Raw genomic sequence first — 24,853 nt, 5'->3', positions numbered from 1 at the left:
CTAATAACCAATAAGTTGATTTACAAAACCCTCTACATCTTGAGGCATCTTATCGCCATGCCAGGCTATATGCCAGTCAGGACGCAATAAATAATATGGTTTGGGATAGAGTTTTTTAATCAGTTCATCTTTGAGTATAAGAAGTTTGAGTGTCACCTTTTTCTGTGCAAATTGCTCTATGAGCGGCTGCACATCCTGCTCATTCGTTTGTTCCGTCATCAACAAACTGTGTTCAGAGGATAAATAATCGTAAAGGTTTCTATTTTTTCCCACTCTGCAATGGGGCGCAAAATACCCAGGCAACGCCTTGGGCTGATAAACAAAAGGATTATCTTGGTAATCGTGCTCGGTTGTTTGCATAATGATGGGCGAGTTGAGATAAAAATAGCCCAGGGCAATACCCGGTGAAACAGCATGCTGCCTAGCAATACGAGTATTTTCTTTCGCAAAATCGTCTGCATGGGTCTCTGGCGGATAAATTTTCCGCACACGAAGAGCATCTTCTGCATTCTTTATTGCTGCTTTAAGATTGCGAATAGCAATGGGTCTTCGTTCCAAATCATAGCTTGCCAACATAGTTTCTCCTGCTTGATGGCGCAATACCGCAGCCAATTTCCAACCAAGATTAACCGCATCAGCCAATCCTGTGTTTAATCCGTGACCGCCAGTTGGCGGTGAAGCATGGGCAGCATCACCTGCTAAAAAAACTCTTCCCTGACGAAAATTTTCCGCTATCTCAGCCCGCATCATCCAAAAATGGGCTTGCTTAATTTCTTTCTTAAATTCGAATCCAGCAGTTTGATCCAAAACAGCTGATAGGTCGATATCGTTTAAGCTTTGCTTGCCAGGCCGCAACACATGGCAATACCACAAGCCATTTTCATAATCCACGCAACCAATACCCGCTGTTTTTCCTGTGGTTAAATTAAAATACACAGATGCCGGCGGCAGGCTGATTTTTTCTTTGATGTCCTGAGAATGAAATAAGATACTGAGCGCAGTTTGTTCGGGTAAATAATTTTCTGATTTCAGACCCATTTTCGTTCGTGTGATACTGCGAGCACCATCACAGCCAACCAGATAGTTGGCCGTTAAATGATATTGATTATCCCCCTTATTTTTTACAGTCACTGTGACTTTATTTTCATCTTGAACTATATCAATGACTTCAGTCTGTTTAATAAATTCTACGTTTTTAAAATCCAATATCCGTTCCCGCAAAACTTCTTCTGTTAACCAAAGTGCCAGGGTTTGATAATTTTCAGCGGTCACATCTGCATCTATGTTTTTAGTAATATCAACAAGGCTGTACATCTTTCCAGCCAAGCCTGAACACCAAATGACTTTTAAGGCCTGTTTAGAAGAGAGTAAACGCTTATTTAATAATTGTTGCTTAATGCCCCAGCGTCGAGAAAATTCCATTGACCGTGGATTTAACAACTGCGACCTAGGCAATAATAGGGGCTCATCATATTTTTCTAGAACGGCAGTGCTTATTCCTAGCATGCCCAACTCAATCGCCAATGCCGCACCAACCGGGCCACCGCCCACAATAATGACTTCATAATTCATAGTTATGTCTTTTTTCTTATAATTAAGTAATTACTCAATTTGAATAGTGTAATTGTGTGTTTGCTTAATTACAAGAAAAAAGATAATGAGCCTAATGTGTTTCAAAACAAGATTGATGAATATCGAGATCTAGAATGCCATTGAATAGGCGAAAGCAAGAGCGATGGTATACCCCAATAATAACAGGACGCGTTGTATTGTTTTCATGGATACCGCAAAGAAGACAACCATTAAATAAATCAAGAATAATGCGTAAAGAATGGATTGATTTATTATTTCCTTCCCAGCATAACTTCTAAGGAACCCATCAGGAAATGCATTTAATCGGGTAACAACCGTTGCTATCAAGATGATTAAGTAAAATAAATATAAAACAATACCATAGGTCATTAAAAAAATAGGGCGCTTAAATTCTTCTGCCTTTTCTTCATTGAAGTTTTTAATAATAACTAAAGCAATTAACGACAGAACCATACCGATGGCATTATATTGAACAAACGTAGAGCTGAGTAAGGGAAAAAAGCGCAGGCTTGTTAACACAGACCATTGATATTCTGCGAATAATGCAATCAGTATGATTGGAAAAAAGAAAGCTATTTTCAACAATAAGACTGGTTTATTGTTTGTCTTGAATGAATAAAATAAAAAATTGGTATATTTAATTTTGAGAAAAATAGACCAGGCAAAGGAGGTAACAAAAATCAAAAAAAAGGCATTGATAAGAAATAATAGAGTAATTGGGCTCAACAAAATCGTTATAAAATTGTTATCCATCATGGTTCCCCCAATATTATCGTTAGCAATAGCAACTCTAATCCTTTATAGAAAAGTCGAGTAGCAACAACGGGGCGGCTACTCGACAAAACTTATTACGGAACTCTCTGATAGTTTCCCTATTTTTATTAAAACCCTTTAAGTCTCTCTAGTCTAGTGGCTTTAATTACATCCGCTTTTATAAGCAGCCACTAGGCTATTGGGATTAGATACTGGCAAATCTGTTTCAGAACTCCACATGATTGCCCCTTTTAATTGTTTGCTCTTGATGAATTGACAAACTGCCTTAACCACTTCTGGGGATTGGTAACCAACAAATTGCTTAGCAGAAGGGCTATAGATATAAGCACCTGTTACGAAAGGTTTGTTCTCTTCATCAACAGCATTAACGGTATAGCTCTTATAATTCATTTCTTTAATTGCCTTATCAATAAATTTATAAGCTAACATCCCCTCTTCCTTAGTATAAGCTGAATCAAAGTGACTCGCTCCAGTCCAGGGCTGCTCAAAGCCAGGATGCTCGCTATCTGCACCTGCCTCTACTCCCGAAAAACCTCGACCATAAGCCGCAAGACCTACTTGCAATTTTTCTTTTGGCATACCGTCAGCTAATACTTGGTCGGTGACTTCATCAGCACCATAGGTAATGGCAAACTCATCCTTATGACGGCTGTCTGGTTGTTTTAAATAAGCATGGATTGCCGTATAAGGATCGCTGTTTTGACTCCAAGGACCGTGTAAATCATAAGTCATTAAATTCACAGAGTCGGCATAGGGAGCAATTTGTTTAAACCAGCCGCCCTCAACCGATTGATTGATTGCTTCTAAATACTGCTTGTTAACTGTGATAGTCACTGAAATGTAGGCCTCTTGTCCTAAGGTTTGACGACTCGCTTTGACTAATTCAAATAAATTTTTATAGTCTGCTAGTGTTTTTGCATCAGGTGGCAATTGAGCGCCTGTTTGTGTATCAATTGGAGGTTCAAAATCATAATCAATTCCTTTTAGATTTTTAAAATGAGTCATCCACGCCTTGAATTGAGTTAAAAACTTGGCTTGATTGGCAAAAATGGCATCAAAGGTAGCAGTACTTACCCCTTTATTAGTCACGGTATTTGCGCCGCCAATGGCAATGATTCGTTTTGCCTTATATTTATTGGAGTTAATAAAGGCACCAAAACTATTAAGCTGGCCAACACCTTTTTGATCAGCATAATTAAATAGTTCTTTTTGCTGAGTATTGCCATTCAATTGCACTGAGGCACAGGCACCATCATTTGCCCGGCAAAAAGTCAAAAAATCATTCGTTTCAGGAGGTAAGGGTGAGACCCATGACGCTTCAAAAGGCAGCTCGCCCCATAGATCATCGAAATGCATTAAGCCATCCCATTTATTCGGGAAATTATACTGTGCCTGGTTTGGATCCTTTGAATTCCAAACTTGTAAAAAACTCCAAGCCAGCACATCAGCCTTATTAAATTGAGCAACCATATCAGGATTAGCTACATAACTGAGTTGGCCATAAGGCTTGCCAACCTTATAAGCCCCATCATATTCATAAGGATTTGCATCATACATTGACCAACTCGTGGTATAGAGGGTTAGTGTTGCATGAACAGTAATAGGTATAAACATTGAAGCAGTTAGGGCTGATAAGATACTATTTTTAAGGCTTTTCATGACTACTCTCTCAAGATAAACTGTTTAAATTTTACCTTCGAAGAAAATTAATTGAACACTGTCATTTTTGACAGGGGGGATGAATAACTAACATCGTCGATGCCCCGTAGCTTCTTTAGCGTTGTTGCATAAAACCGTCGGGCTGTGATATCCCCATGAAATGAGTATCCAAGAAATTTGTATTCATTTTATCCCGTTCAGCCTGAGGAGCAGGCATGGCGTGCGTCTCGAAGCCCTGTCCTGAGGGCTCTCGGGAACCTTTTGCGACACTTCGAGACAGCACTGCGCGCTTCCTCAGTGCGAACGGGATAAACAAAACGATTAAGGAACTCAACAGACTATTTAATGTCGTGGGGATACCTCAGAGCCCGAACGGTTTAGCCAGCCGTGAGACCCAGAGATAAGGAGCAATTCAACTTAATAACAATGGAATAAGCCTTCTAAGTTTATTGTGCTATAGGGTTAATAATTGCTGCTCTAGCGCCTTTGCCAATGATTGATACTTGTTTTTAGTGCCTAATTTTTTATTTATTTTTTGAATATGAAAATTAATCGTTCTTTCGCTTAACTCAAGTTGCTGTGCCATTTGCTTTACGGTGTACTGTTTTGCTATCAGCAATAAACATTGAATTTCTCGTTGGGTTAAATTGTAGGCTTTCTTTGCAGATATTTCATTGAGTAGATGAATCTGAATATAATGATAATAGAGATGAGCCGCGACAAATAACTCATGCTGTAAACCTAGATTCTGTAAATTACACTCTTCACTTTGCATTTGTACAATTAACAAATTTGCAAAATTATTCTGTGGCCCATGAATGGGGATCGATAAACCAGATTCTGCACCAAAAGCAATCGAATCTCGGCGCATTTTTCGCTCTGAATCCGAGGTTGCTTGCGCTAATTGTTGCTTTAAATTCCAATAAATGGGTAGATGACTATTATAAACAAAGCTGAGAGTACTATCGATATCGTTATACTGCTCTTCTAGATAGTGTTCATGCCAAACTCTAAAATTAGGCGAGCACATGTCATATTTCAATTTATTGGCAGAATTGGGGTGATAGGCATAATAGGTGAAAGAAAAAGTCGAGATGCCTTTCTTAATTAAATAACAACCTAAAGCCTCATCGCAATGATCAAGCTGGTTGGCTTGAGCCAGTTCATTTTCCAATTGTTCAAGCAAATTAACCATGTCTATTCATCATTCTATAGGTCATCATTACCAACAAGCTGTTTACAAGCAAAATATAAAGGAAAAAATTAGAGTAACCCAGTTGCTCTTCTATCCAACCACTAATAGCGCCAAAAAATACATAACTTAGAGCCATGGCAGAGACACAGAGGGTATACATCGACATGGGATAGTTACTTTGATTTGCTATCGATAGTAAATACCCCATGTAAGCACCATTTGTCATACCTACTACAAACTGGCTAGCCAGTATTACGCAATAAATGACAACTTGACTGGGCTCAAAGTAGATGAGAAAAATAAACATGAAATGGCCTAAAAGCAGGAAAATTGTTAGCTTTTTCATGCAGGCCGCGATGGGATAGCGACTGATTATCAATCCAGAAACGAAAACGCCAATCATTAATGCCAGACTACCAGAAATACCATAGATTTCACTAACGCGCGCTATACTAAGTTCCAAACCTGTTTTATCCAGAAGAAATAAAGGTATAATTTTTTGCATTTGCGCATCAGAAACGTTGTATAAAAAAATGAAAATTAAAGCAGGATAAAATTGCTGCGAAGCCTTTAGCGCTTTGAAAACGACACAATAATTCTTACTAGCTTGTGAAACTCTCTCAATTTCAGGTATTTTCTTACTATGATAGATAGTTAATACCATAGCCATCAAAAACAAAGCATAAAAAAATGCAGACCAAAGGTTCATATTATAGTAAATAGCCAATTGCCCTAGGACAGCCAGCAGCCCCCCTTTAATAACTAAGCGCCCCATTTGATAAAAAAAACTACGAAAAGCCACATAACGTTTTTGGCTATGCTTATCTAAATTGAGCAGATAAACACCATCGGAAACAATATCATGTAGGGATGAAATAACAGCTAAACAAGCAAAACCTAGAATGCTAACCATTAAAAAATAGTGCTTATTCACACTAAGAGCCAAAATGAAAAATACGATTGAAGCAAGGAGTTGAGTAACAATGGTTAATCGTTTCTTTGTTGAAATATGTTCAAGATAGGGAGCAAATAAGGGTTTCAGCGACCAGGGCAACATCAATAAACTGGTTAGCAGCGCGGCTTTTGAATTAGCCATACCTTGCTGCTGATACATGATAGTGGCTATCAGGCTAACGACAACAAATGGGATACTTTGGAAAAAATATAAACTTGCAATCCATTGATACGCTTTTTGACCTTGCAATGAAGGCACCACCAACCCCGAAAGAATATTATTGCCCCATATTGTACACTATGAGAACAATTATGGGAATTGAGTTTAGCGAAGCTGCTATGTAAACGATCTATTTAGGGGGTCAGCCCCTCTCTTTTTTGAAAACCTGTGTCTGTTAATTCAATACCAGAGTCTGTCAGCAATTTAGCTTCCCCTATTTTTTTCATCAGCTTACCTAAAGAATCGTTATTTAGAGCCTCTAATTCATCGTGGCTTAAGCCATCGATGGAAGTCCCTTTTTCTAGGAATAGGATAACTTTTTCACTGGCTTTGATACTGGCTGTTAAGTCAGGTTGTTGGCTAACGGAAAAGAAAGCATTTTTACTAGCAACCGCCGAATCTTTCGCAATTAATTGCCTTTGTATATCGTTGCAAAGTTGCTTAAGTGCTTCAATAAAAAACTGTTTTTCAGTAAAACTAAGCGGTTCTACTGGTTTTTTCTCTACTAATTTTTCTTTACCCTTCGATTTCTCGGTTGTTTCCCGCAAGCATTTTTCTGCCAGCAAGATCTTGTCTGCCAATCTTAATAGATCCCTAAAGGTCGGTGATGGTATTAAGTGTTCTTCTTTTGCTTTTTTAACATTTTTCATAAAAGCAGCAGCCAGTATCCCTGCGAGTTCAGATTCTAGCCCTCTAACGATTAAAATCTCTTTGATTTCCTCCTGGGGGTATTCTGGCAAAGATAGTGTAATAAGGCGCCTTGCTAAAGCGGTACTTGGGGCACGTCGACCGGACATCGTCACTGGATTTTGCGTACCCAGCACAAAAAAACCAGATTTATCAGGAAATTTGCCTTCTGGCGTTTTACTCATTAACAGTGCATTTAAGAAGCGCTCCATCATTGGAGAACTGTTAATTTCGTCAATAAGTACCCCATGCCCACCATGAAAAGCCTTTAATAAGAGCTTCTTTTTATCCTCTGTGGACATGGAAACAGGCATGCGATAGAAGCCCTTTTCAGGTAGAATCTTGTCGAGACGCTCTTTTTCGTCATAGTGAATTTCTTGATAACCATGCGCTAAGAGCCTGTTGTTAAAGAGCTCGCTCTTACCGACACCGGGCGCCCCTTCCAAGACAAGACCTGTGATACCTCCATAGCGTTGCGTGTCGTTAACTGCTTTTTCACCTTGTTTAAACTCACGAAGAGCAAGAAAGTCATCGATGAGTTGAATAACAGGTTGTCTTGACGCCGTGATGTGAAATTCGTCTTGTTGAGTTATCGCCTCGCTTAGCCGCTCTGTTCGTTGCCAGTCAAAAGTTGGCGCAAACTTCTGTTTTAACTCTGCTCGATGGAGTTCTGGCACAAGCTTTGTAGCGATTTGATAGGCATAATGGTGGGCGGCTATCAGCGCTTCCCCCACATCAGGATGTTGGTGATAATGTGACATGACCATCATGGCCATCATCTGTAGTTCACGCGGTGAGATTAGAACTTCGTTATCCGAGCATTGGCATAAGAAGGCATAGATTTGCAAAAGAGGTCGGCAAAGTTCCAAACTATGCTCTGCTAAGGCTGTTTCAGCAAATACCGGTTTTAATACGTATTCGTAAATAAATTCTTGCGAGAGCGGCTCAATGACTAGGGCAGCTCCATGCCGAATAAAAAAAGGAGCGAGTTTGCGTTCATCGCCATAACTCAAGGGATTCGAAGCAAAGATAACCTTATGTTGGTCAGTTAGAGGATAGTATTTGCCCTTGATGAGAATACCTGGCGGGTCATTAAATAAGCCTTCAAACTCCGACCATTGTTTAGGACTTAGGTTCGCCTCATCAATAAATAAGATTTTACGTTTGGCTGATTTATCTTCAGCCCATCGAACCATCTCGGATTCACCGATATAAAGACTATCCGTTTCATTATCAAAGTTTTTTTCAACAAAGGCTGATTTCCCTGTACCAGTGATACCGGTCAGGCAAACACAGGGTGAGTAGGTTAGGATTTGATTGGTGGCATCTTTTCGTTGTTGATTAAAGGCCTCAGCTAAATCTGCACTATGTGCGGCATCAAAGGGTTTCAGAGAAACTCCGTCGGGTAATTTCAACAGGCCAAGCCAAGCATCATCTGTTGAGCCTTCAGAATGGAGACGTCGAAAGTTTAAACGTGCTTTTAATTGACTTAAGGATTCTTGTTCAAGTTGCTCTCTCTCTAAGCTTGCGATTTCTTCTTTATTGTAATGCCGCAAAAGACAAACCTCTTTCTCTTCAACCTTCACCTCGTGGGTTTTGCTCGCTAAATAGGGAAAGCTTTCTTGCCCACTCAGCAAAACCAAATGGCCTTTCGCCTGAGTATTTTTCTGCCGTTCTAAGAGCAAAGGACTAAGGCTATCAACCAACTCCGGGGAAAATTGTCCCTTTAAAATGACTTTTTTATCCTGCTCTAAAGCTTGTAAGAGCGCTTTTTTGCTTTGTTGGAAACGTAGCTCGCCCGTTTCAGCATTGAGTTCTGCCTCGGTATAAACTAATAAATCCTCTTCACCGCATTCTGAGACATCAATAATTTGCCAATCAGAATCTACTCTTGTCAGTTGATTTAGCGTGGTATCGATATCGGAACTAATGAAGGAGCCCGTGTGGGCTGGGGTTTCTAAGGGTAAACAAGAAGTCAAATCGAGGGTCTGTTGCCCAAGCGCCTCGGCAGGAACAACGACATGAGGCGCACAATGGACCGTTAATTGAACTTGATGTTGCTGACATTTTGCCAACAACCTAGCCCATTCATCACTACCCAGACTAGCAGTGAGATTAACGGCTAAACGTTGATGGGCTCTCTCTTCAATTAGGCCGGGTAAGGTATCCAGGGTTGCACTGGCATTGTCACATTCATAACGAGTAAAAAAATCACTCAAGGACCCTGGATTTAGCACTAACGCTTCATCCACAAGTCCTGCTTCCCAACTCACTTGTTGACCTAATGCCTCCCAGTGATAACCTTCTTGAGGAATTAAACTTAAGGATTTAGGAATGGTAATCCGACGACCAGCATGCTCAATATGACCTCGTAAGCAGGCTTGTCGCCAAAAGAGTTTAAACTTTTCATCCTGCCAAGGCCCATTGTGTATTTCTATGGGTAAACCCGTAGCCAAGGCTTGCTCAAGTTCACCCTCTTCAAAATAAAGCCTATCTTTTTTAAGTACCCAACGACCGAGTAAACGATCTTCCCTATCAGGCGCATGATAAAGGTTAATGGCCGTCTTTTCCTGCGGTAAAGGACCTGTTTCATCCGCTTTCTGCAAGGGAAGAGGGGCAATAATTTGTTGATGCTCTGCTAGCTTTTCAGAAGGAAGGGGACACTCCTCTGTACTATCAAAACGAGAATAAAAATCTTCGCCTTGATAACAATCAACCTTAGAGGTATTAATAAGCCCGATGACCAGCATATCTTCGGGTAATTCGGTGCCATCAGCATGGCGACGTGAATCTAACAAGCCATTGAAACGGACGATATCATCGGCATCAAAATTATCATAATTGACAATCAACACGGGTGGATTAGCCTTTTCCTGTTGGGCTTTGAGAAAATCATAAAGAGGTCCACCTGGTCCTTTGGTCAAACGACCTATAGCGCTATCTTTTTCGCGAGCTAAATAAGCGGCGGAGCAAATCAAATCATCAGGAGAATTGACATAGAAAAAGGGTCGAGAAATGGATTGGCAATAACCCTGCAAACTTAAGTGCATCGCTTCAACGTCAGCAGTTGATTCTAACTCAACCAGGCGCTTTTTCCCTTCCGTCGACTGAGTAAGTTGTTGACAATAACCCAGGACAGACGCGCTGTAAGGGCTGCTCTTTGTCCAGGTCTCAAGTAGTTTTTCATAATCTCTAATCCTTTCATCTGGATGAAAAACTTGAGGCTGCGCATCCACCATCAGATGGGTTTCGAGCGGTTTTTCAGTGATGAAATCCGGTTGCAGGGATTCATCGATTGATAATTTAGTTGGGTAGCCGCCTAAATCACGTTTTAACCACTGTCCCTCAATCTGAATTTCAACAAAGCTATGTGCATCGTTATCGACTATGCGAACAGGCACAGTGGGATGTTCCTTAGCCATGGCATCCTTAAATGCCGCAGTGCGGTGCCTACAGGCACCTGTTTTCTGATCTTTGATATAGTGTAAATAATCCTCGCCTGTTAGTTGCCCCTCCGCTTTTTCTAACTTTAAAGCCTTGGCTCCAAAATGAGAGTAATCATCGATTAGTTTGGTTATCTCTACAGGGATTGACGGACTTTGACCAGGAGGTTTTACTTTAAGTAGAAAATCAAGTTGTACGCTTTCAGGTTTATTGGATCGATTACGGATATAATAGAGATTGTCTCGTTCAGAATAGTTAATTTCTACCGCAGAATCTTGCGGTTCAGTTTGATAATGAGTCAGTTCTTCATTCGCGCTCAAAGAAGCAAGTGCTTGCCAGTCTTCTGTAACAATTAAGGGCTGGCGGCCTAAAAAATAGGAATGAACGTCATCAATAGCTCCAAGCTTCTGTCCTAATTCTATTAGGTTGTTGGTTTGACTGATCGACCTTTCTACTAAAGAATGAGCACCCGTGTTCGTTAAGGAAAAAGCCTTATCGAGCGTGCAGGGAGATGGATTAACTTCGAGTTTATTATAAACCTCCAGCCGATAATCATTAATCGCTGGCATCTTATCACTTGGATTTAAGGGATAAAAATAGCGCTTCGCCTGTAATTCCTTATCTGGATTATATTCAGTATCGGCATCTAAGGTTTTTTTTGAATCTAAGGATTGGGTTCTAGCATAGTACCCGCTATCCCCCTTTTGAGATTTTGAAGCAGTTGAGCTCGTCTTCTTTACTTTTAACAACGATCTAAAGTCCTCTAGCTTGGCCGTATCGGCTACTACCGCACGTCTATAAACGGCAATCCCTTTGAATAAGGATTCTAATTCTTGATCAATCACTAACTCTGGACATTCGTTAAGAAATAGTTTTTTGAGGTTTGGTGCAGCTCTTATTAAGGCTTTCAAGTCTTCTGCCTTAATATTACTTTCAGAAAGATTAATTTTTTCGAGCTTTTTTAGGTTGAGATTCGCTGTCAATTCCCCCGAAAAAGCACAGCCCACCAAATCGAGTTCTTTAAGGGAATTTGCATTAGCCAGTAAACATTGCAGATTAGTAAGGGGTAAGTTGTTAGCCTCAAGATACAGTATTTCAAGCGCTTCAAGCTGAAAATTTGTGGTAAATGGATTAGATAAATTTCTACATTTGCCCAAATTTAATGTTTTAAGCTTTGTTGCTTGAGTGAGTAGATATTCCAAATTGTTGGTAGAAATTGTGCTGTATGTAAGAGTAAGTTTCTCAAGATCTTTAAGATTGAGACTGGTTGTAAAGGGGGCAGCTAATTGCTCACAATAGGCTAAGTTAAGCCTTTTAATAGCAGAGGTTTTAGCCAGTAAGTGTTGTAAAGTTTCGTCAGTGATTGGACTCTGGCTAACATCAAGCTCTTCAAGATATTGAAGATTACAAGCTATGCTATCTATTTTGATTAGCTCTTGGTTAGAGCTTAAATCGAGGAGTTTAAGGTTAGGAGCCCTTGCTAAGAGAAATTCAATATTAGCAATGGGTATCTTGGCACTATAGAATTTCAATTCCTCAAGTTTTCCAAGCTCAAAATTAATAGTAAAGTGCTCATTTAACTCGCCACAACGAGATAGATCGAGGGATCTAAGCTCGTTAGCCTTAGCCAAAATAGCTTGCAAAATTGCCGTGGTAATCGAAGAATTATCAGCAATTAATCGCTCAAGGTTGGGTAAATTAAGCTCACCAAGTTTGGCCGCATTGAAACCATCGCAAAATCTAAGATTAAGCGTTTTAAGCTGGCTTGCTTGACTCAGTAAACTCCCTAAATTAGAAGTATTCAAAGAAGAGTAACTCGCATCGAAAATTTCAAGCGATTCAAGTTGGGGTCTTGTTTTAAACCGACCAAGGAACCCTTCTTTTTCTTTGATTTTAAACTCTTTCAATACCAAAGTTTTAGCTAATAGGTTTTCTAGATTTCTCGAAATAAGATCGAATTTTAGTTCTACATACAAAGACTCAACCCCTTCAAGTTGGTCAGGGGTTAAATGCGCGTCATGCAAACTAACCCTAGCATCCTCGCCAAATAAATCCTCAACCTGCTGATTATTTAAAACCAGTTTCTTATATTGAGTTCTAATCGGTGCCTGAGGGAAGGCTTCTCGCACTTGTAACAGCATTTGGTTAGCCTCTGCAGAGAACTCATCCTGAATAATTTCACTAACTGGAGGTACAGCACGTTTTAGCACAGCCAAAACTCTATTTTGATATTGTCCGTTAAGAAGTTTACTTAAGGATAATCGGCGTGGAGGTGTGTTCTCTTCACGATTCAGTAAACACTCTACCCAATAATCATCGAGAACCAGGGTTTTATCTTTTGTGAGATGGCATTGTTCAACTGCAGTTTTTTGAATGAGATCAGTGAATTGAGGACGCATCAATGAACGGGAAGTTAGTGTATTAAGCGCTGAATCTTGCTTAGTTAATTTTATGACTTGTCCTGTTGGGGGTAAGTCTTGCCACATATAAACACTAAAACCCTGATTCATTAACTCGCGAATATTTTTTTGTACAGCCTTTAGTTTATCTGGCGGCCATTCCGCTGCGGTCCAATCAGCAAGAATGAGTGTTTTTTGTTGAAGGCTGCTCGCAAGATTGGTTATTTTCCAGGGTGCCTGATTGTGAATTAAACGATTGACATCAAGAGTCCCTTGAGGCTTTCGACTGTAAATGACCCCTTCTTGTTTATCAATAAAATAAAAGGTTTGTTTATAACCCATAGCAGGTAAAATAAATTTGACGATATTACAATAATTATACTATCTGTATTTTAAATTTGCTTTTTAGCTATGGGTTAGGGCTCTATGTTTTATGTTTTAGGTAATCAGCCTATAAATTCATTTTTCAGAGCTCATCCGGGATATAAATGATGCCCTCAAAATATAAATGACATCGACCCGTTAAAAGTACACGGCCATTTTTTATTTCACAGGAAAGTTCGCCTTGTCGTGCTAAGCCTTGTACAGCTTGAATTTTGGATTGATTTAAACGATCACACCAAAAAGGCGCAATAACGCAGTGGGCAGATCCGGTGACGGGATCTTCAGGAACATTGCATGCTGGGTAAAAGCATCGAGAATAGATTGTCGTGCCATCATCGCCAAGTGCGGTGAAAATAATACCGCGATAGGTAAGTTGACTTAAAGAACCTAAATTGGGAATTGCTGTTTTGATCTCGGTTTCATTTTGAAAAACACACAATAAATCAAAAGTACTTTCATAAATTTCTTGAGGCTTAACTGTTAAGGCATCTAATAACTCTTCAGTGGCTGTCATAGCCTGATAAGGCAGCGCTGGAAAATCCATCTGTAATTGTTGATGTTGCCGGGTAACAAATAATTCACCGCTTTTGCTTTGAAAACAGATTTCAGGCTTTGGGTAAGCTAATTTTTCGAATAGAACATAAGCGCTTGCCAGTGTGGCATGTCCGCAAAGATCAACTTCCGTATTGGGTGTAAACCAGCGAAGATTAAAATTATCCTGAACGGGGAGGACAAAGGCTGTTTCAGAAAGATTGTTTTCGCATGCAATCGCTTGCATTTCTTTTTCAGTTAATGGTTCATCCAGAATACAAACGGCAGCAGGATTTCCCTTAAAAATGTTACTTGCAAAGGCGTCGACTTGATATAACTTTAGTTTTTTCATTTTAATGACTTAATGGTGAAGAGGAATCTATAATAACACTCCTTGCTAATATGTAGCAAGCTACATATTAGCTGGAGGTTATTTTCATCACTCTAACAATTTTGAGTTGCATTGATTACAATATAGCAAGCTACACGATTAAGAACCCTCTTTTATGCAAACATCAACATTACTCAAAAAAGCGGCGAGACTAATAGAAAAAAAAGCAAATATTATCCTAAAACAGCATGCTATTACGCACGGATACACCTATTTTCTTATGGAGTTATTTAAACGCGATGGTCAAACCCAAACAGAGTTGCAAAATGCAGTTGGCGGAATCGAGCATCCGACGGTTGTCAGAACCTTAGACCGCATGCAACGAGACGGATTAATTGAACGAAAACCAAGCAGCACAGACAGACGAGCATTTCTGATTTATTTAACGGATAAAGGAAGGGCAGCTGAAAAAGATGTTTTGGATTCAGCGAAAATATTGAATCAAATTATGCTTTCTACTTTTTCACAAGAAGAGCAAATTCAATTTCAATCTTACTTGTGCCGTTTGATTGCGAATTTAGAATCTTAAGTTACCCCCTACTCACAACCATCGCATAAAAACATCTTGCTCATGGATATAAGATATACTATATTGTATATAAATGGAGATTACTATGAATAAAGTTTTAATTTCAATACCTGATGAAATAGCTTCTCGAATGAGGGCAGCAATCCCGCAACGGCAACGCAGCAAGGTGATTGCTCATCTTATTGAAAAAGAGGTTGAACGGCGTGAAAAAGCACTTTATCAATGCGCGCTTGCCGTTGAAAATGATCATGATTTAAAAGAGGAAATGAGTGATTGGAATGTAACGATTCAGGATGGGTTACACGATGAATCGTGGTGATGTATATTGGGTAAACCTTGATCCGACAACTGGATCTGAGATTAATAAACTCCGACCTTGTGTTTTAGTTGGAGCAACACCGATTAATCAAGCAAGACGTACTGTCGTGGTAGTTCCTCTTTCAACCTCTGCTACAGCCAGACCACCCCTAACCATCTCTGTTTCATGTCTTGGTAAACAAGTGACGGCTGTTTGTGATCAAATAAGAACGGTCGATAAAAGTCGATTAAAAAACGTTGCTGGCAACCTTACAGATAAAGATTTAAATGCTTTGGATGACGGACTGCGACAAGTTTTGTGCCTATAGGAGTTGATAGAGTGATCGAATTCGCAATCATCGATAGGCCAGACTCTAAAAAATTTCAGGAAAAAGTAAGCTGGTATTATGAACAGGAGTTTATAAAGCCCGACCTTGCTGCGACAAGATTTTCTTTATAAATACTGCCGCTGTGATTATTCATATTGAGGTAAGCTAATCGCATTCGAAACTGATTTTAGCATAGCTAGAATTTTGTTTGAGCGTTCCTCTGCAATTTCCTTGGACACTTCATCTTCTACAAGCAATGATTTGCTCACCCACCCACCAAATTCTTGATTGACCTCAACGAAGGAGCGTAGTAGTTCATTATAACGATTAAACGCTTGTCGATAATTTCCATTAGCGGCTTTTAATTCCCCCGCTAGAATATAGGCTCCAACGAAGGCCAAATTATTACCCTGGCCAGATAAGGGAGAAGGGCAATAAGCGGCATCGCCGATAAGCGCTATTCGACCTTTAGTCCAATTGTTCATTTTTACTTGCGTAATAGCATCAAAATAAAAATCATCGCTTTCTGGCATTCGCTCTAAAATATTTTGTGTTTCCCAGCCAAAATCGCGAAACGTATCACAGAGGAATTGTTTTTGCTCATGCTCATTACGGATGTCTTTTAAGATATGCTGAGAGCGGAACATAAATCCTGCCCTTGCTATTTCTGGATTGTTATCGCTATTGATTGATACCAATTTATGATTAGCTTCACATTCTAAGTCTACGTGACTTAAGTTAAGGTAGTTTGGAATGGTAAAGGTACTAATGTATGAACCAAGATGAATTAACTGATATTCATTTTTATCAAAAATCATGCGCCTCATAGCAGAGTGAATGCCATCCGCAGCGATTACTAAGTCATAATCTTCAACTTTACCATCCATGAAATTAACTAGAACCTTATCTGCATTTTGCTGGATGCTAATAATGGATTGATTGAAATAGCAAGGTACATCAGCAATTTTTTTCATCAAGATTTCAACCAAATCACCACGAAGGATTTCAACTTCATCATCTTGCCTGAACCCAAATTTCTCCCCATGTTCTTCATGTAGCACTTTGCCCTCTGCATCGACAAAACGACCGCATTCTATTTGCGTGCGCCGATCACAAATTTGCTCATAGATACCCATTTCCCTGGCGAGATGAGTTGCTATGCCACGGACATCCAATGCCTGACCACCCTTTCTAATAGACGCATGTTTTTCAATTAAGACAGGAGAAAAACCAAACCTCCTTAGCCAATAACAAACTGCAGGACCAGCTATACCAACGCCAATGACGAGAATTTTAATATTTTTAGACATTGATAATTACCTTAATAACTTTAGCCAGAATACTACAGGGAATGCGAAAGAATAGCATTGATTTTAGTCATCTAGTTTTAAGCAGTAAAGAGGCATTTGCATATCCGGGTATTAGGGTGGGTCGTTGACCTTTAAGGAATAAAACTTCAGGCCAAAATAGTCCACTAAAGAAAATTAAGGGTAGAGGTAACCGGAATAGAGGAATTTATTCAAAAAATCTCATTGTTAGTTTGAGCTGGATTTGCGGTAAAACCCAAATTATTGTTTTATAATTTTATTAAGTCTATTTGTAACTTGCGTTTTTGTAACTTCAATTAGCAATTGTTCCCAGTCATCAGGGGGATTTCCATTTTTTAACATTTTTGAAAAAACTGAAGAGGCATTATACTTACTGTTATAAGCTCTTGGTTACGTAATTCCTCGACCTCTTCTATTAAGGTTTCAACTTGTTCAATAAATAATGGATGTGCAAAAATACTCCAACCTTTTATAGTTATTCCCTCTAACTTAGACACTATTCATCCTCATCTGAGAGGGATTAATTTAAGTCAAATTCCACCCCCGAGATTAGCGATTGAATTCTATTATATAGTTCATTATTGTGACCGATATAACATTTTGAGGATTTTTTTGAATATCTTTTGCTAGAAAAGATAAGAATTTGTCTAGTATAGGCTCATCATTTTTATGTTCACTTCGTTTAATTAAAACATTTCCATTTTTTTGAATAACGTAATGAATTCTTTAAGGATTAGTCCTAATGCCTAGATCAAGATTATTGTCTTCGAGCAACTGTTTAAATTCAGTGACGCTGTTGGGAGTTGCCCAGAAATGCCAAGGATTCCGTTTTATGTGACATACCGCCTCGATGGCCCGTAGATAAGTTGTTTGCAAAACGCTATCCTCGATTGAAAATACTTTCTCTGCTTCGATTTCAGTTTTTATCGCTTTTAATGTCTTTACTTTTTCAGAATCAATCCCGGAAGTCCAACGTCCACCATTTTTCGTTTCAATGTTATTAATGAGAGTATCAACTAGGTTGATTAACAAGAGCCGTGGAGTAGAAATTTCTAGTAATTCACATAAGTGCTCTACTGTGATTGATGTCCAATTAATTGAAGAAAATTGTTCAAAGGGAAGTAGTTTTGCTATTTGTGTGAGTAATTCAGAGTTTGAGTTTTCCCATGCGTGAAATGCTTCTATTGTGGGAGATTTGATACGATTTTTTAACAGTTGCTCGATCTGAATAGCAGATAGTGCTTGAGCTTCGTTTTCTTTAGATTCTTGCTGAGGCGAATCCCCATTTAGATCATTACTAGCCTCGACTAATTCTTCAATTTCATGATTTAGATACTCAGCAATTTTAGGTTGACCATGCTCTAAAGCCAATTGCGCAAGCTCATTTCTCGTCTTGCGGTTGTTTAGATGTTTATTAACAATGTTAAGAACAAAAAGATCGTCTCTTTTTTTGAGATTTTCTTCACTAAGTTTAAGGAAATGCTGTTTACTTTTTTCTGAGCGAAAAGAATTGCTTATTATTTCTGGTTTGAGAGTTTCTTGACAGAGCGAAGTGAGTAATTGCAAGGTAGCATCCTTAAAAGAATCTGGATGCAAAAGCCTTTGCAACATGCCTAAATCACCTTTTTTAATATAATCACGAACTAAGAACAATAATCTAAGTTTACATATAAATTCGTCAAAATCTTCGCTTACACCAGTAGCACTTTGTTTACAATGAGTAAATATTTCGGGATCTACAACAGAATGATTAGCTATTAGAATCGATAAAAGATGATCAAAATCAACCGTTAAATCATAGTCCCAAGCTTGGAGAGTTTTTATTTCCAAAAATTCAAGTTTAGGAAAAAACCCTGAAACGTCCTCAATAGTATCAGGTAGTTCCTCATCTCCCCAGTCATCATCTGGTCTTGATTTTAAGACCTTCGATTGACGCTTAGCTTTTGAGATGTTGAAGCCAAGAACTGGTTGTCTTATTTTTGATTGTTTAATATAAGAAAAGTCTTCATTAAAAAGTGCAAGATCAAACGCTGCTTTCATCAGGATTAAGGATAAACCGGTCAGATCTCTTGCAAAGGAAGTGAGGTCAACGCTTTCCTCTTCTTGAGAGCCATATTTTTTATACATTTTATCAATAAGGCCAAAAAGTACCAGCGGGGGAATTGGTTCTCCAGAACACTCTTGGAGCCCTTTAAAAAAAATCGCCAAAAATTCCTTTGCTTGTTTTTGTTGTTTTTTTTCAATTTTAGGAACTAATTCTTCAAGAACTTTTTGATACCACATGGGAGTAAGGCCTAAATTAACATGCGCATTAATTTAGCAAAAAAAGCTTAAGAGAATATTAAATCAACCCCCCTCAAAAGCAACACCTATTGTGAGGTAACGACTCTATATACCTTGTAGATAACTTAGAAAATATAATTATCCCACTTACCGTAGGAAGCTTCTATTTTGCCTCGTGGAATCGCTAGGAAAAAAAGTAAAATGCCACAGCATATACTTGAGATTAATTGTATTAGAGCTGCATTATAATTAAACAGTAGAAAGGATACGAACGGTGCGATAAGGAGAATTAAACCAAAAAGACAATTGATGTATCTAATTGAACGCGCTACTTCCGCAAAAGAAATGATTGTTACCGTGATGATTAATGCACCCAATAGATGGTTCATATTTGCCATTCCCTCACTAGCATTTAAGATAATTCGCGAGAACATTAACCATAACCCTACTAACAAACACAAGAGCAAATTCCAAGGTAAGGTGACTCCTTTGCTCCACATCACCTTAAGAATTGTTCCAGGTCGTTGTTCAAAATCATCGAGAGAATTATCTTTGCCCTTTTTGTATTCTTCATCAGTATCTCCAACAAAGAGAATACGCAGCAATGGTCTTCCCTTCTGCCAGCGTCGCCATAAAAACATCAGCGTTGCGATGATTTCATCAAAGGAGTAGGCCATTTGTAGCACCATAGCAACTGCAGCAATTAAACAAAGTGTACAATAAGTATTTAATAAAATCGGTTGAATAATAATAAAAGTAATGGAAACAGCACCCAAAGGAATAATCATCAAACCAAATAACAAAACAAGCCAGGGCATGGTGCGCCACCGGTTGGTGCCACCTATGATTCCAGTGAGAATTTCAAAGAGATACACTACTGCTCCAAAGCCTGCATCAGATACAGGCCATTTTTTAGATATATAAGAAGTAATGATTTCTTCCGTACCATTTTTAGGATTTTGCGGATTTCCAGTGAAGAAAGGATCCCAAACAAAATCAATATGACCTAGTTGATATGCGGCCATGTAATGTGAAATATAAAAACCAATAAAAGCAAGAACAATAACCGGAATACGCTGCGCCCAGCTTGATGGCGAAAAATCCCAACCAGGAGGAATGATCGGGCCAGTTAAAGCTGCATTAGGTGCAATGCCTATACTCGGACGTATTAATACTGAAAATCCAATGATTAATGCCCCAATTAAAGTATCATTTAAATAGGATGCTGCACTAGGCGCCCAAAAAATTAATGGGGCAAAAATAAGCCACACCCCAAAAATCGCTGAAATCCATCTAAGTGGAGCCAATCTCCAAGATAAGCATAAAAGCGAATTACCTGCTAAAAGAAATCCAGTCAGTACATCACTAATGATTATAGGTTTTGATTGGTACCCCAAAATAAATGGGGCCGTAATCAGCCAAAATGCAAGCGCAAAGTTTAAAAAATGTCCCCAAAGATTTTTTTGATGGGCTTTACGAAACTCAAATTCGTAACGCTCTCGAATTAGTTCTGGATTTTTTTCATCAAGTGCTTCTATCCAGTCTGGTAATGTAACTCCATTATTTTTATACCAATTTTCAGGATCTTTTTTTAATTCGTTTATTATCTTAGGTAATGTTTCTTCTATATGGTGACTTGGACGCCAATGAAGTTTTTCCCTAGCTTTAGTAATGTCTAATTCATAATGATCGGAACCTAAGTCAATCATAAAGGGGCGAATAAACGGTTTTTCTCCTTGATCAAAATCATCAGGGACAATAGGCTCAGATTTTTCTTCTACCCAGGATGCTGCTTTGGCAACTGGGCGAGGAATGTTGAATAATTCCATTTTTTCATCATGCAAAAGCTCAGTAATCATTTTTTGCAATTTTTCATAACTCACTGTTTCTGCTTCTCCTGCAAGAATGATTTCTTCTTTAGCTAATTCTTGACGATATTGGACTGCTTTTGCAAAGAGACGAACTAAATCATCTTGGTGAATAAAAGACTGGCCTGCTTTAGGATTACCTGCATATATATTACTCTTGAGCTTTCGCTCATAGGTACGTGCAATTTGATGGGCAAGCGTAGGGATACATGTCTTGTCGTTATAAAGACCTGCGAGTCTTAAAATCAAATAAGGAATTTTTCCATTATGTTTTTTAATGATTTCTTCTGTCCTTTCTTTTGACTTAGGATAAATCCATTTAGGTGCCAAAGGAGTATCTTCATTAATGGTTTCGCCAGGTTTACCGGCTTTGTGTACCAGCATTGTGCCAGAAAAGATAAAGCGTTCTACTGAAAATTCTTGTAATACTTTTAATAAATTTTTGGTGCCTTGCTCATTCACCTTTTCATAAAGGGATGATTCTTCGCCGCTAAAATCAAAATAGGCAGCCAAATGAATGACTGCAGCAATTTTATTCCCATATCTTTTTTTAAATAGCTTAAACGATTGCAACACTGAGGTATCTGATGTGATATCAAATGTAATATCACAATCCACTCCTTCTTTATCAAATCCAATAACGTGATATTCTTTTTGCAATGCTTCTGTAATAGCAACTCCTAGATTACCTCCAGCTCCTGTTATTATAACAAGCGGTTTTTTTCCATCATTTGGCATTGTTTGTTCCTTCTGTAATGATTAAATTCCTTATCATTTCGAAACAAGATGTTGTATTAGCGCTATAAATCGACTATTGGAAATAAATTATAGGCTATTTTTAAAGATTCTGAGGTTTTATCTGATTAAGAAAAAATTATATTTTGCATATGCGGAAATTTGATCCTACCTTGAAAAACCAGACACCAAATTTATGCAATCTATCCAAACTCACTTAGGGCGACATGGTCAGGCAAAATGCTTAAATTCTTTCGGGTATTCTTTCTTAGGGTCAATTTCCTCCAGTAAGTACATTATCTCTTAACTGGGGCAGTCAAATCTATTGAACCACGTCATCCCACACAAGCTGAAATTTTAAGAATATAGTTATATAACTATAGAGTGAACGTTCAAAAAAATAATATTTTAGTAGGTGAAGATGGAGAAAAAATGAATACCATTGCTGTTATTATTAACAATAAGGCTAAAAATCACACTGAGTCGAAGACCTATTTGGACGCATTTAAAGAAACACAATTAATCTATAAATTGTACGAGATTTCCCCTAAACAATTAGCTTTGACTATACAAAAATGTATATCTAAGCATAAGATTATTTTAGTTGGAGGTGGGGATGGGACCATACGTACAGCCGCACAATATTGCATTAATACTCCGATTATATTAGGAGTCCTTCCTTTAGGAACTCTTAACCATCTAGCTAAGGAATTAGGATTACCACAGAATGCCAAAGATTTAATTGACAGTCTTCAAAAAAATCAGACAGTTAAGATTGATGTAGGAACAGTAAACGGCTTTGTTTTTCTTAATAATGCTTCGATTGGATTTTATCCGCAATTTGCTAATAAACGAGATTTATACACCAGAATTTATAGTAAATGGTTAAGCTATATACCAAGTTTTATTCACAGTTTAAAAAAGCACAGGACCATTTCTTTAACAATAAAGAGTAAAGATCTAAATCTATTCCTACGCACCTCATTTCTCATGGTGAGTAATAATTTATATTCATACGAATTTCCCATTACTTTAAAAAGAATGAGTTTTCATACGTCACAGTTAGGATTGTATTTTTTAAAACACGGCAAAATACGCCTATTAAAAATAATGAAACATTTATTTACTAGCGACTCGCAGTTTGAAATACATCAATCGAAATTGCCTATTGAGGTACATTTTAATAATAAGAAAGAAATTACTATTTCTTTGGATGGGGATAATAAGAAAGTTAAAGCACCGCTACTTTTTAAAATCCTACCTAACTCATTAACCCTTTTAACGATGTCATCATGAAAATAATTCATATCTCGGATTTACATTTCGGGATGCATAATCCCGCAATTATTAACCCTTTTTTGGAGAATTTAGCGGCATTAAAACCTGATGAAATTATTATATCAGGCGATTTAACGCAGCGAGCGAGGCACGAACAATATCAATTATTACAACTATTCTTAAAGCAACTACCCGCTCCTGTTCTAATAGTTCCTGGAAATCATGATATACCACTATATAATGTGTTTTCGCGATTCTATAATCCATTCAAACGATACAATCAATATATTTCCTCTCAGCTCAATGCTAATTTTTACAATGAAGAAGTTAATATTTTAGGGGTTAATAGTGTCACCCCTTATAAAATTAAAGATGGAGCATTAGCTCATCAAACCTTAAATCAGATTAAAAACCATTTTTCCTCAACCTCAGGCCAATTAAATATTCTTTTTTTCCACCATAATCTGAACTATTTTTCAGGGATGCATCATCCTTTAAATGATGCAACAGAATTTATAAGTTATTTGAAAGACAGTCCTATTCACATTGTTTGCACCGGACATTTACACTATGCAACTGTGAAATTTATTTCGAAAAATCAGGGCTCTTGTGCTCTTCTTCATGCAGGGTCACTATGTTGCCTGCGTACTAAGGATCAAATGAATAGTTTTTATCTAATTGATTCAAATAATTTAAAATGTACTATTGAATGGCGGGTTTTTAATATGACTTCTTTTTCATCTTATCAAACTTATTCTCTTGATTTCACGATTTAAGGCTTCTATACATTTGGACTGGATGAGATAGTTGTTTTAAAATTTGATGAGCATCGCAATTTCTTACGTCACATCAAGGCCTAACTCAGAGCTAAGAATTCTTTAAGCCAAATAGTTTAAAATAAGATCTAATTGATTTTATTTTACCATTTCAGCAAATGAAAGAAAGACGTGAAGTATTACCTCAGAGTAACAAGGAAAACACAGGGCAGGCCACTGCTCATCGACAGAATAACGAACAGAGTATTGAACAGCAAACTAAAAAACCAACATTTAATCCTAAAAATTTTGGTCTTTTTGTTTTTAAGCCTAGAAATTCCCGATTTAGAGAATCATTTTATACAATGCCATTTAAAAAACGCTTGGGCATCCTAAAAGAAAATATAATCGTAGCTAATGAGTATTCTCTTCAACGTCTAAGCACTAATCCAGACTTCAAATCCATGCTGGTAGGACCCGAGTATTTATTCAAAAAGCATCATAAAAAAGGCTGTAACCAGTATTATTCACAAAGAAAAAAAGAAAAATTTGTACGAACACTTGCAAAATTATCACAGCATACTGAGATGATTATTGCTCCAGGAACGATTTGTTGGCAAGAAGAAGCGAATCCCGGTGGAGAAACCTATTATCATAATGAGATTTATTTTTTTTATAAAGGCAAGGTTATAAATTATAACAAGACTTACCCCCATCCTCTTGATTGCCAATATATTGGGAATAAAACTACCACCAATAAAAGATATTTTAAAACAGGAGTAAGTGATTCGCCTATCTTAAGACTAAATGGAGTTTCTATCGGGGTAGAAATTTGCCTTGATAATGCTTACATGCTTTTAGATTCAAAAATTAATCCTAATCCCTACCTAACTAAAGCAAAAAGGGGTGCTGAAAAGATTGACCTGCATTTGCTTGTTGCCGATGGTATTAAACGACCTAATTTAATAGCTCAATCAGGTCTACTCTTTTTCAAAGTTGAGCGGACATCAAAATATAAAACCAAAATCGGCACCGTGTCATCTGAAAACCCAAGAGTCTCATACTTAAAAGAAACCCCTCCCGTCCCGTTGAATAAAACCTTAACTTTTTATAAGCCTTAATTTCTTCTTATAGGCAAGTAATTTTGACTGTAATTCGACACTCCAAATTTAATGATTTAGATTTATTTTCAGAAAATGCTATGAAATCCATAGAGATTA

At 38.0% G+C, this 24,853-nt stretch carries 18 protein-coding genes and 1 pseudogene; 6 read left to right on the top strand and 13 right to left on the bottom strand.

Annotated elements, in window-relative coordinates; genetic code table 11:
- The 7 genes from Lnau_RS14495 to Lnau_RS14465 form a co-directional block, all read right to left on the bottom strand.
- Positions 1-1,572, bottom strand: coding sequence for an FAD-dependent monooxygenase (locus tag Lnau_RS14495; RefSeq protein ID WP_058505839.1), 1,572 nt, complete (start codon positions 1,570-1,572; stop codon positions 1-3).
- Positions 1,573-1,701: 129 nt separating this feature from the next.
- Positions 1,702-2,349: a hypothetical protein gene (locus tag Lnau_RS14490; RefSeq protein ID WP_058505838.1), complete on the bottom strand. Its 648-nt coding sequence runs from the start codon at positions 2,347-2,349 to the stop codon at positions 1,702-1,704.
- 159 nt (positions 2,350-2,508) lie between these two features.
- The gene (locus Lnau_RS14485) at positions 2,509-4,026 is read right to left on the bottom strand and encodes a glycosyl hydrolase family 18 protein (protein ID WP_058505837.1); all 1,518 of its coding nucleotides are present in this window, start codon (positions 4,024-4,026) and stop codon (positions 2,509-2,511) included.
- A gap of 454 nt (positions 4,027-4,480) precedes the next feature.
- On the bottom strand, positions 4,481-5,221 hold the full coding sequence (locus Lnau_RS14480; RefSeq protein ID WP_058505836.1) for a helix-turn-helix transcriptional regulator: 741 nt from the start codon (positions 5,219-5,221) through the stop codon (positions 4,481-4,483).
- Positions 5,214-6,434: an MFS transporter gene (locus Lnau_RS14475; protein WP_058506021.1), complete on the bottom strand. Its 1,221-nt coding sequence runs from the start codon at positions 6,432-6,434 to the stop codon at positions 5,214-5,216. The genes Lnau_RS14480 and Lnau_RS14475 overlap by 8 nt, the downstream gene beginning before the upstream one ends.
- 95 nt (positions 6,435-6,529) lie before the next feature.
- Complete coding sequence (locus Lnau_RS14470) at positions 6,530-13,267, bottom strand: hypothetical protein (protein WP_058505835.1); 6,738 nt, start codon at positions 13,265-13,267, stop codon at positions 6,530-6,532.
- A 124-nt stretch (positions 13,268-13,391) separates the two neighbouring features.
- Positions 13,392-14,192, bottom strand: a complete 801-nt coding sequence (locus Lnau_RS14465) for a PhzF family phenazine biosynthesis protein (RefSeq protein WP_058505834.1) — start codon at positions 14,190-14,192, stop codon at positions 13,392-13,394.
- Positions 14,193-14,346: 154 nt separating this feature from the next.
- On the opposite strand from Lnau_RS14465, the gene Lnau_RS14460 reads away from it, so the two are divergent.
- The 3 genes from Lnau_RS14460 (at position 14,347) to Lnau_RS14450 (ending at position 15,386) form a co-directional block, all read left to right on the top strand.
- The gene (locus Lnau_RS14460) at positions 14,347-14,760 is read left to right on the top strand and encodes a MarR family winged helix-turn-helix transcriptional regulator (protein WP_058505833.1); all 414 of its coding nucleotides are present in this window, start codon (positions 14,347-14,349) and stop codon (positions 14,758-14,760) included.
- Positions 14,761-14,845: 85 nt separating this feature from the next.
- Entirely contained in the window at positions 14,846-15,079 is a 234-nt protein-coding gene (locus Lnau_RS14455; protein WP_058505832.1) for a hypothetical protein, read from the top strand.
- Positions 15,066-15,386, top strand: coding sequence for a type II toxin-antitoxin system PemK/MazF family toxin (locus tag Lnau_RS14450; protein ID WP_058505831.1), 321 nt, complete (start codon positions 15,066-15,068; stop codon positions 15,384-15,386). Before Lnau_RS14455 ends, Lnau_RS14450 begins: the two co-directional genes overlap by 14 nt.
- Positions 15,387-15,532: 146 nt before the next feature.
- Here Lnau_RS14450 and Lnau_RS14445 read toward each other — a convergent pair whose 3' ends face one another.
- The 6 genes and pseudogenes from Lnau_RS14445 to Lnau_RS14435 all read right to left on the bottom strand — a co-directional run bounded on the left by Lnau_RS14445 (position 15,533) and on the right by Lnau_RS14435 (position 21,603).
- Complete coding sequence (locus tag Lnau_RS14445) at positions 15,533-16,696, bottom strand: tetracycline destructase (protein ID WP_058505830.1); 1,164 nt, start codon at positions 16,694-16,696, stop codon at positions 15,533-15,535.
- Between the two features lie 258 nt (positions 16,697-16,954).
- Positions 16,955-17,059, bottom strand: a pseudogene (locus Lnau_RS16930) (hypothetical protein); the annotation flags it as partial.
- Positions 17,050-17,211, bottom strand: coding sequence for a hypothetical protein (locus Lnau_RS16825; RefSeq protein WP_238585985.1), 162 nt, complete (start codon positions 17,209-17,211; stop codon positions 17,050-17,052). The pseudogene Lnau_RS16930 and the gene Lnau_RS16825, both read right to left, overlap by 10 nt.
- Before the next feature lie 52 nt (positions 17,212-17,263).
- Positions 17,264-17,437: a type II toxin-antitoxin system PrlF family antitoxin gene (locus Lnau_RS17010; protein WP_083503860.1), complete on the bottom strand. Its 174-nt coding sequence runs from the start codon at positions 17,435-17,437 to the stop codon at positions 17,264-17,266.
- A gap of 3 nt (positions 17,438-17,440) precedes the next feature.
- Positions 17,441-18,997 carry a hypothetical protein gene (locus Lnau_RS14440; RefSeq protein ID WP_058505829.1) on the bottom strand — a complete coding sequence of 519 codons (1,557 nt, stop codon included), beginning with the start codon at positions 18,995-18,997 and terminating at the stop codon, positions 17,441-17,443.
- Positions 18,998-19,122: 125 nt separating this feature from the next.
- Entirely contained in the window at positions 19,123-21,603 is a 2,481-nt protein-coding gene (locus Lnau_RS14435) for a vitamin K epoxide reductase family protein (RefSeq protein WP_058505828.1), read from the bottom strand.
- Between the two features lie 429 nt (positions 21,604-22,032).
- Between Lnau_RS14435 and Lnau_RS14430 the strand changes: the two genes are divergently transcribed.
- The 3 genes from Lnau_RS14430 to Lnau_RS14420 all read left to right on the top strand — a co-directional run bounded on the left by Lnau_RS14430 (position 22,033) and on the right by Lnau_RS14420 (position 24,754).
- Positions 22,033-22,896 carry a diacylglycerol/lipid kinase family protein gene (locus Lnau_RS14430; protein WP_058505827.1) on the top strand — a complete coding sequence of 288 codons (864 nt, stop codon included), beginning with the start codon at positions 22,033-22,035 and terminating at the stop codon, positions 22,894-22,896.
- Positions 22,893-23,654, top strand: a complete 762-nt coding sequence (locus Lnau_RS14425) for a metallophosphoesterase family protein (protein WP_058505826.1) — start codon at positions 22,893-22,895, stop codon at positions 23,652-23,654. Before Lnau_RS14430 ends, Lnau_RS14425 begins: the two co-directional genes overlap by 4 nt.
- A gap of 158 nt (positions 23,655-23,812) precedes the next feature.
- Positions 23,813-24,754: a hypothetical protein gene (locus tag Lnau_RS14420; protein ID WP_058505825.1), complete on the top strand. Its 942-nt coding sequence runs from the start codon at positions 23,813-23,815 to the stop codon at positions 24,752-24,754.
- The last annotated feature ends 99 nt before the right edge of the window (positions 24,755-24,853 follow it).

Source organism: Legionella nautarum (genome assembly GCF_001467895.1).
Lineage (GTDB): Bacteria > Pseudomonadota > Gammaproteobacteria > Legionellales > Legionellaceae > Tatlockia > Tatlockia nautarum.
This window is presented reverse-complemented; position numbering and strand designations above follow the sequence as displayed.

What these genes read in the sequence shown, in the direction of transcription:
- Lnau_RS14495 (WP_058505839.1), bottom strand. Translation starts at nt 1,572, where the DNA reads ATGAATTATGAAGTCATTATTGTGGGCGGTGGCCCGGTTGGTGCGGCA.
- Lnau_RS14490 (WP_058505838.1), bottom strand. Translation starts at nt 2,349, where the DNA reads ATGATGGATAACAATTTTATAACGATTTTGTTGAGCCCAATTACTCTA.
- Lnau_RS14485 (WP_058505837.1), bottom strand. Translation starts at nt 4,026, where the DNA reads ATGAAAAGCCTTAAAAATAGTATCTTATCAGCCCTAACTGCTTCAATG.
- Lnau_RS14480 (WP_058505836.1), bottom strand. Translation starts at nt 5,221, where the DNA reads ATGGTTAATTTGCTTGAACAATTGGAAAATGAACTGGCTCAAGCCAAC.
- Lnau_RS14470 (WP_058505835.1), bottom strand. Translation starts at nt 13,267, where the DNA reads ATGGGTTATAAACAAACCTTTTATTTTATTGATAAACAAGAAGGGGTC.
- Lnau_RS14465 (WP_058505834.1), bottom strand. Translation starts at nt 14,192, where the DNA reads ATGAAAAAACTAAAGTTATATCAAGTCGACGCCTTTGCAAGTAACATT.
- Lnau_RS14460 (WP_058505833.1), top strand. Translation starts at nt 14,347, where the DNA reads ATGCAAACATCAACATTACTCAAAAAAGCGGCGAGACTAATAGAAAAA.
- Lnau_RS14455 (WP_058505832.1), top strand. Translation starts at nt 14,846, where the DNA reads ATGAATAAAGTTTTAATTTCAATACCTGATGAAATAGCTTCTCGAATG.
- Lnau_RS14450 (WP_058505831.1), top strand. Translation starts at nt 15,066, where the DNA reads ATGAATCGTGGTGATGTATATTGGGTAAACCTTGATCCGACAACTGGA.
- Lnau_RS14445 (WP_058505830.1), bottom strand. Translation starts at nt 16,696, where the DNA reads ATGTCTAAAAATATTAAAATTCTCGTCATTGGCGTTGGTATAGCTGGT.
- Lnau_RS14440 (WP_058505829.1), bottom strand. Translation starts at nt 18,997, where the DNA reads ATGTGGTATCAAAAAGTTCTTGAAGAATTAGTTCCTAAAATTGAAAAA.
- Lnau_RS14435 (WP_058505828.1), bottom strand. Translation starts at nt 21,603, where the DNA reads ATGCCAAATGATGGAAAAAAACCGCTTGTTATAATAACAGGAGCTGGA.
- Lnau_RS14430 (WP_058505827.1), top strand. Translation starts at nt 22,033, where the DNA reads ATGAATACCATTGCTGTTATTATTAACAATAAGGCTAAAAATCACACT.
- Lnau_RS14425 (WP_058505826.1), top strand. Translation starts at nt 22,893, where the DNA reads ATGAAAATAATTCATATCTCGGATTTACATTTCGGGATGCATAATCCC.
- Lnau_RS14420 (WP_058505825.1), top strand. Translation starts at nt 23,813, where the DNA reads ATGAAAGAAAGACGTGAAGTATTACCTCAGAGTAACAAGGAAAACACA.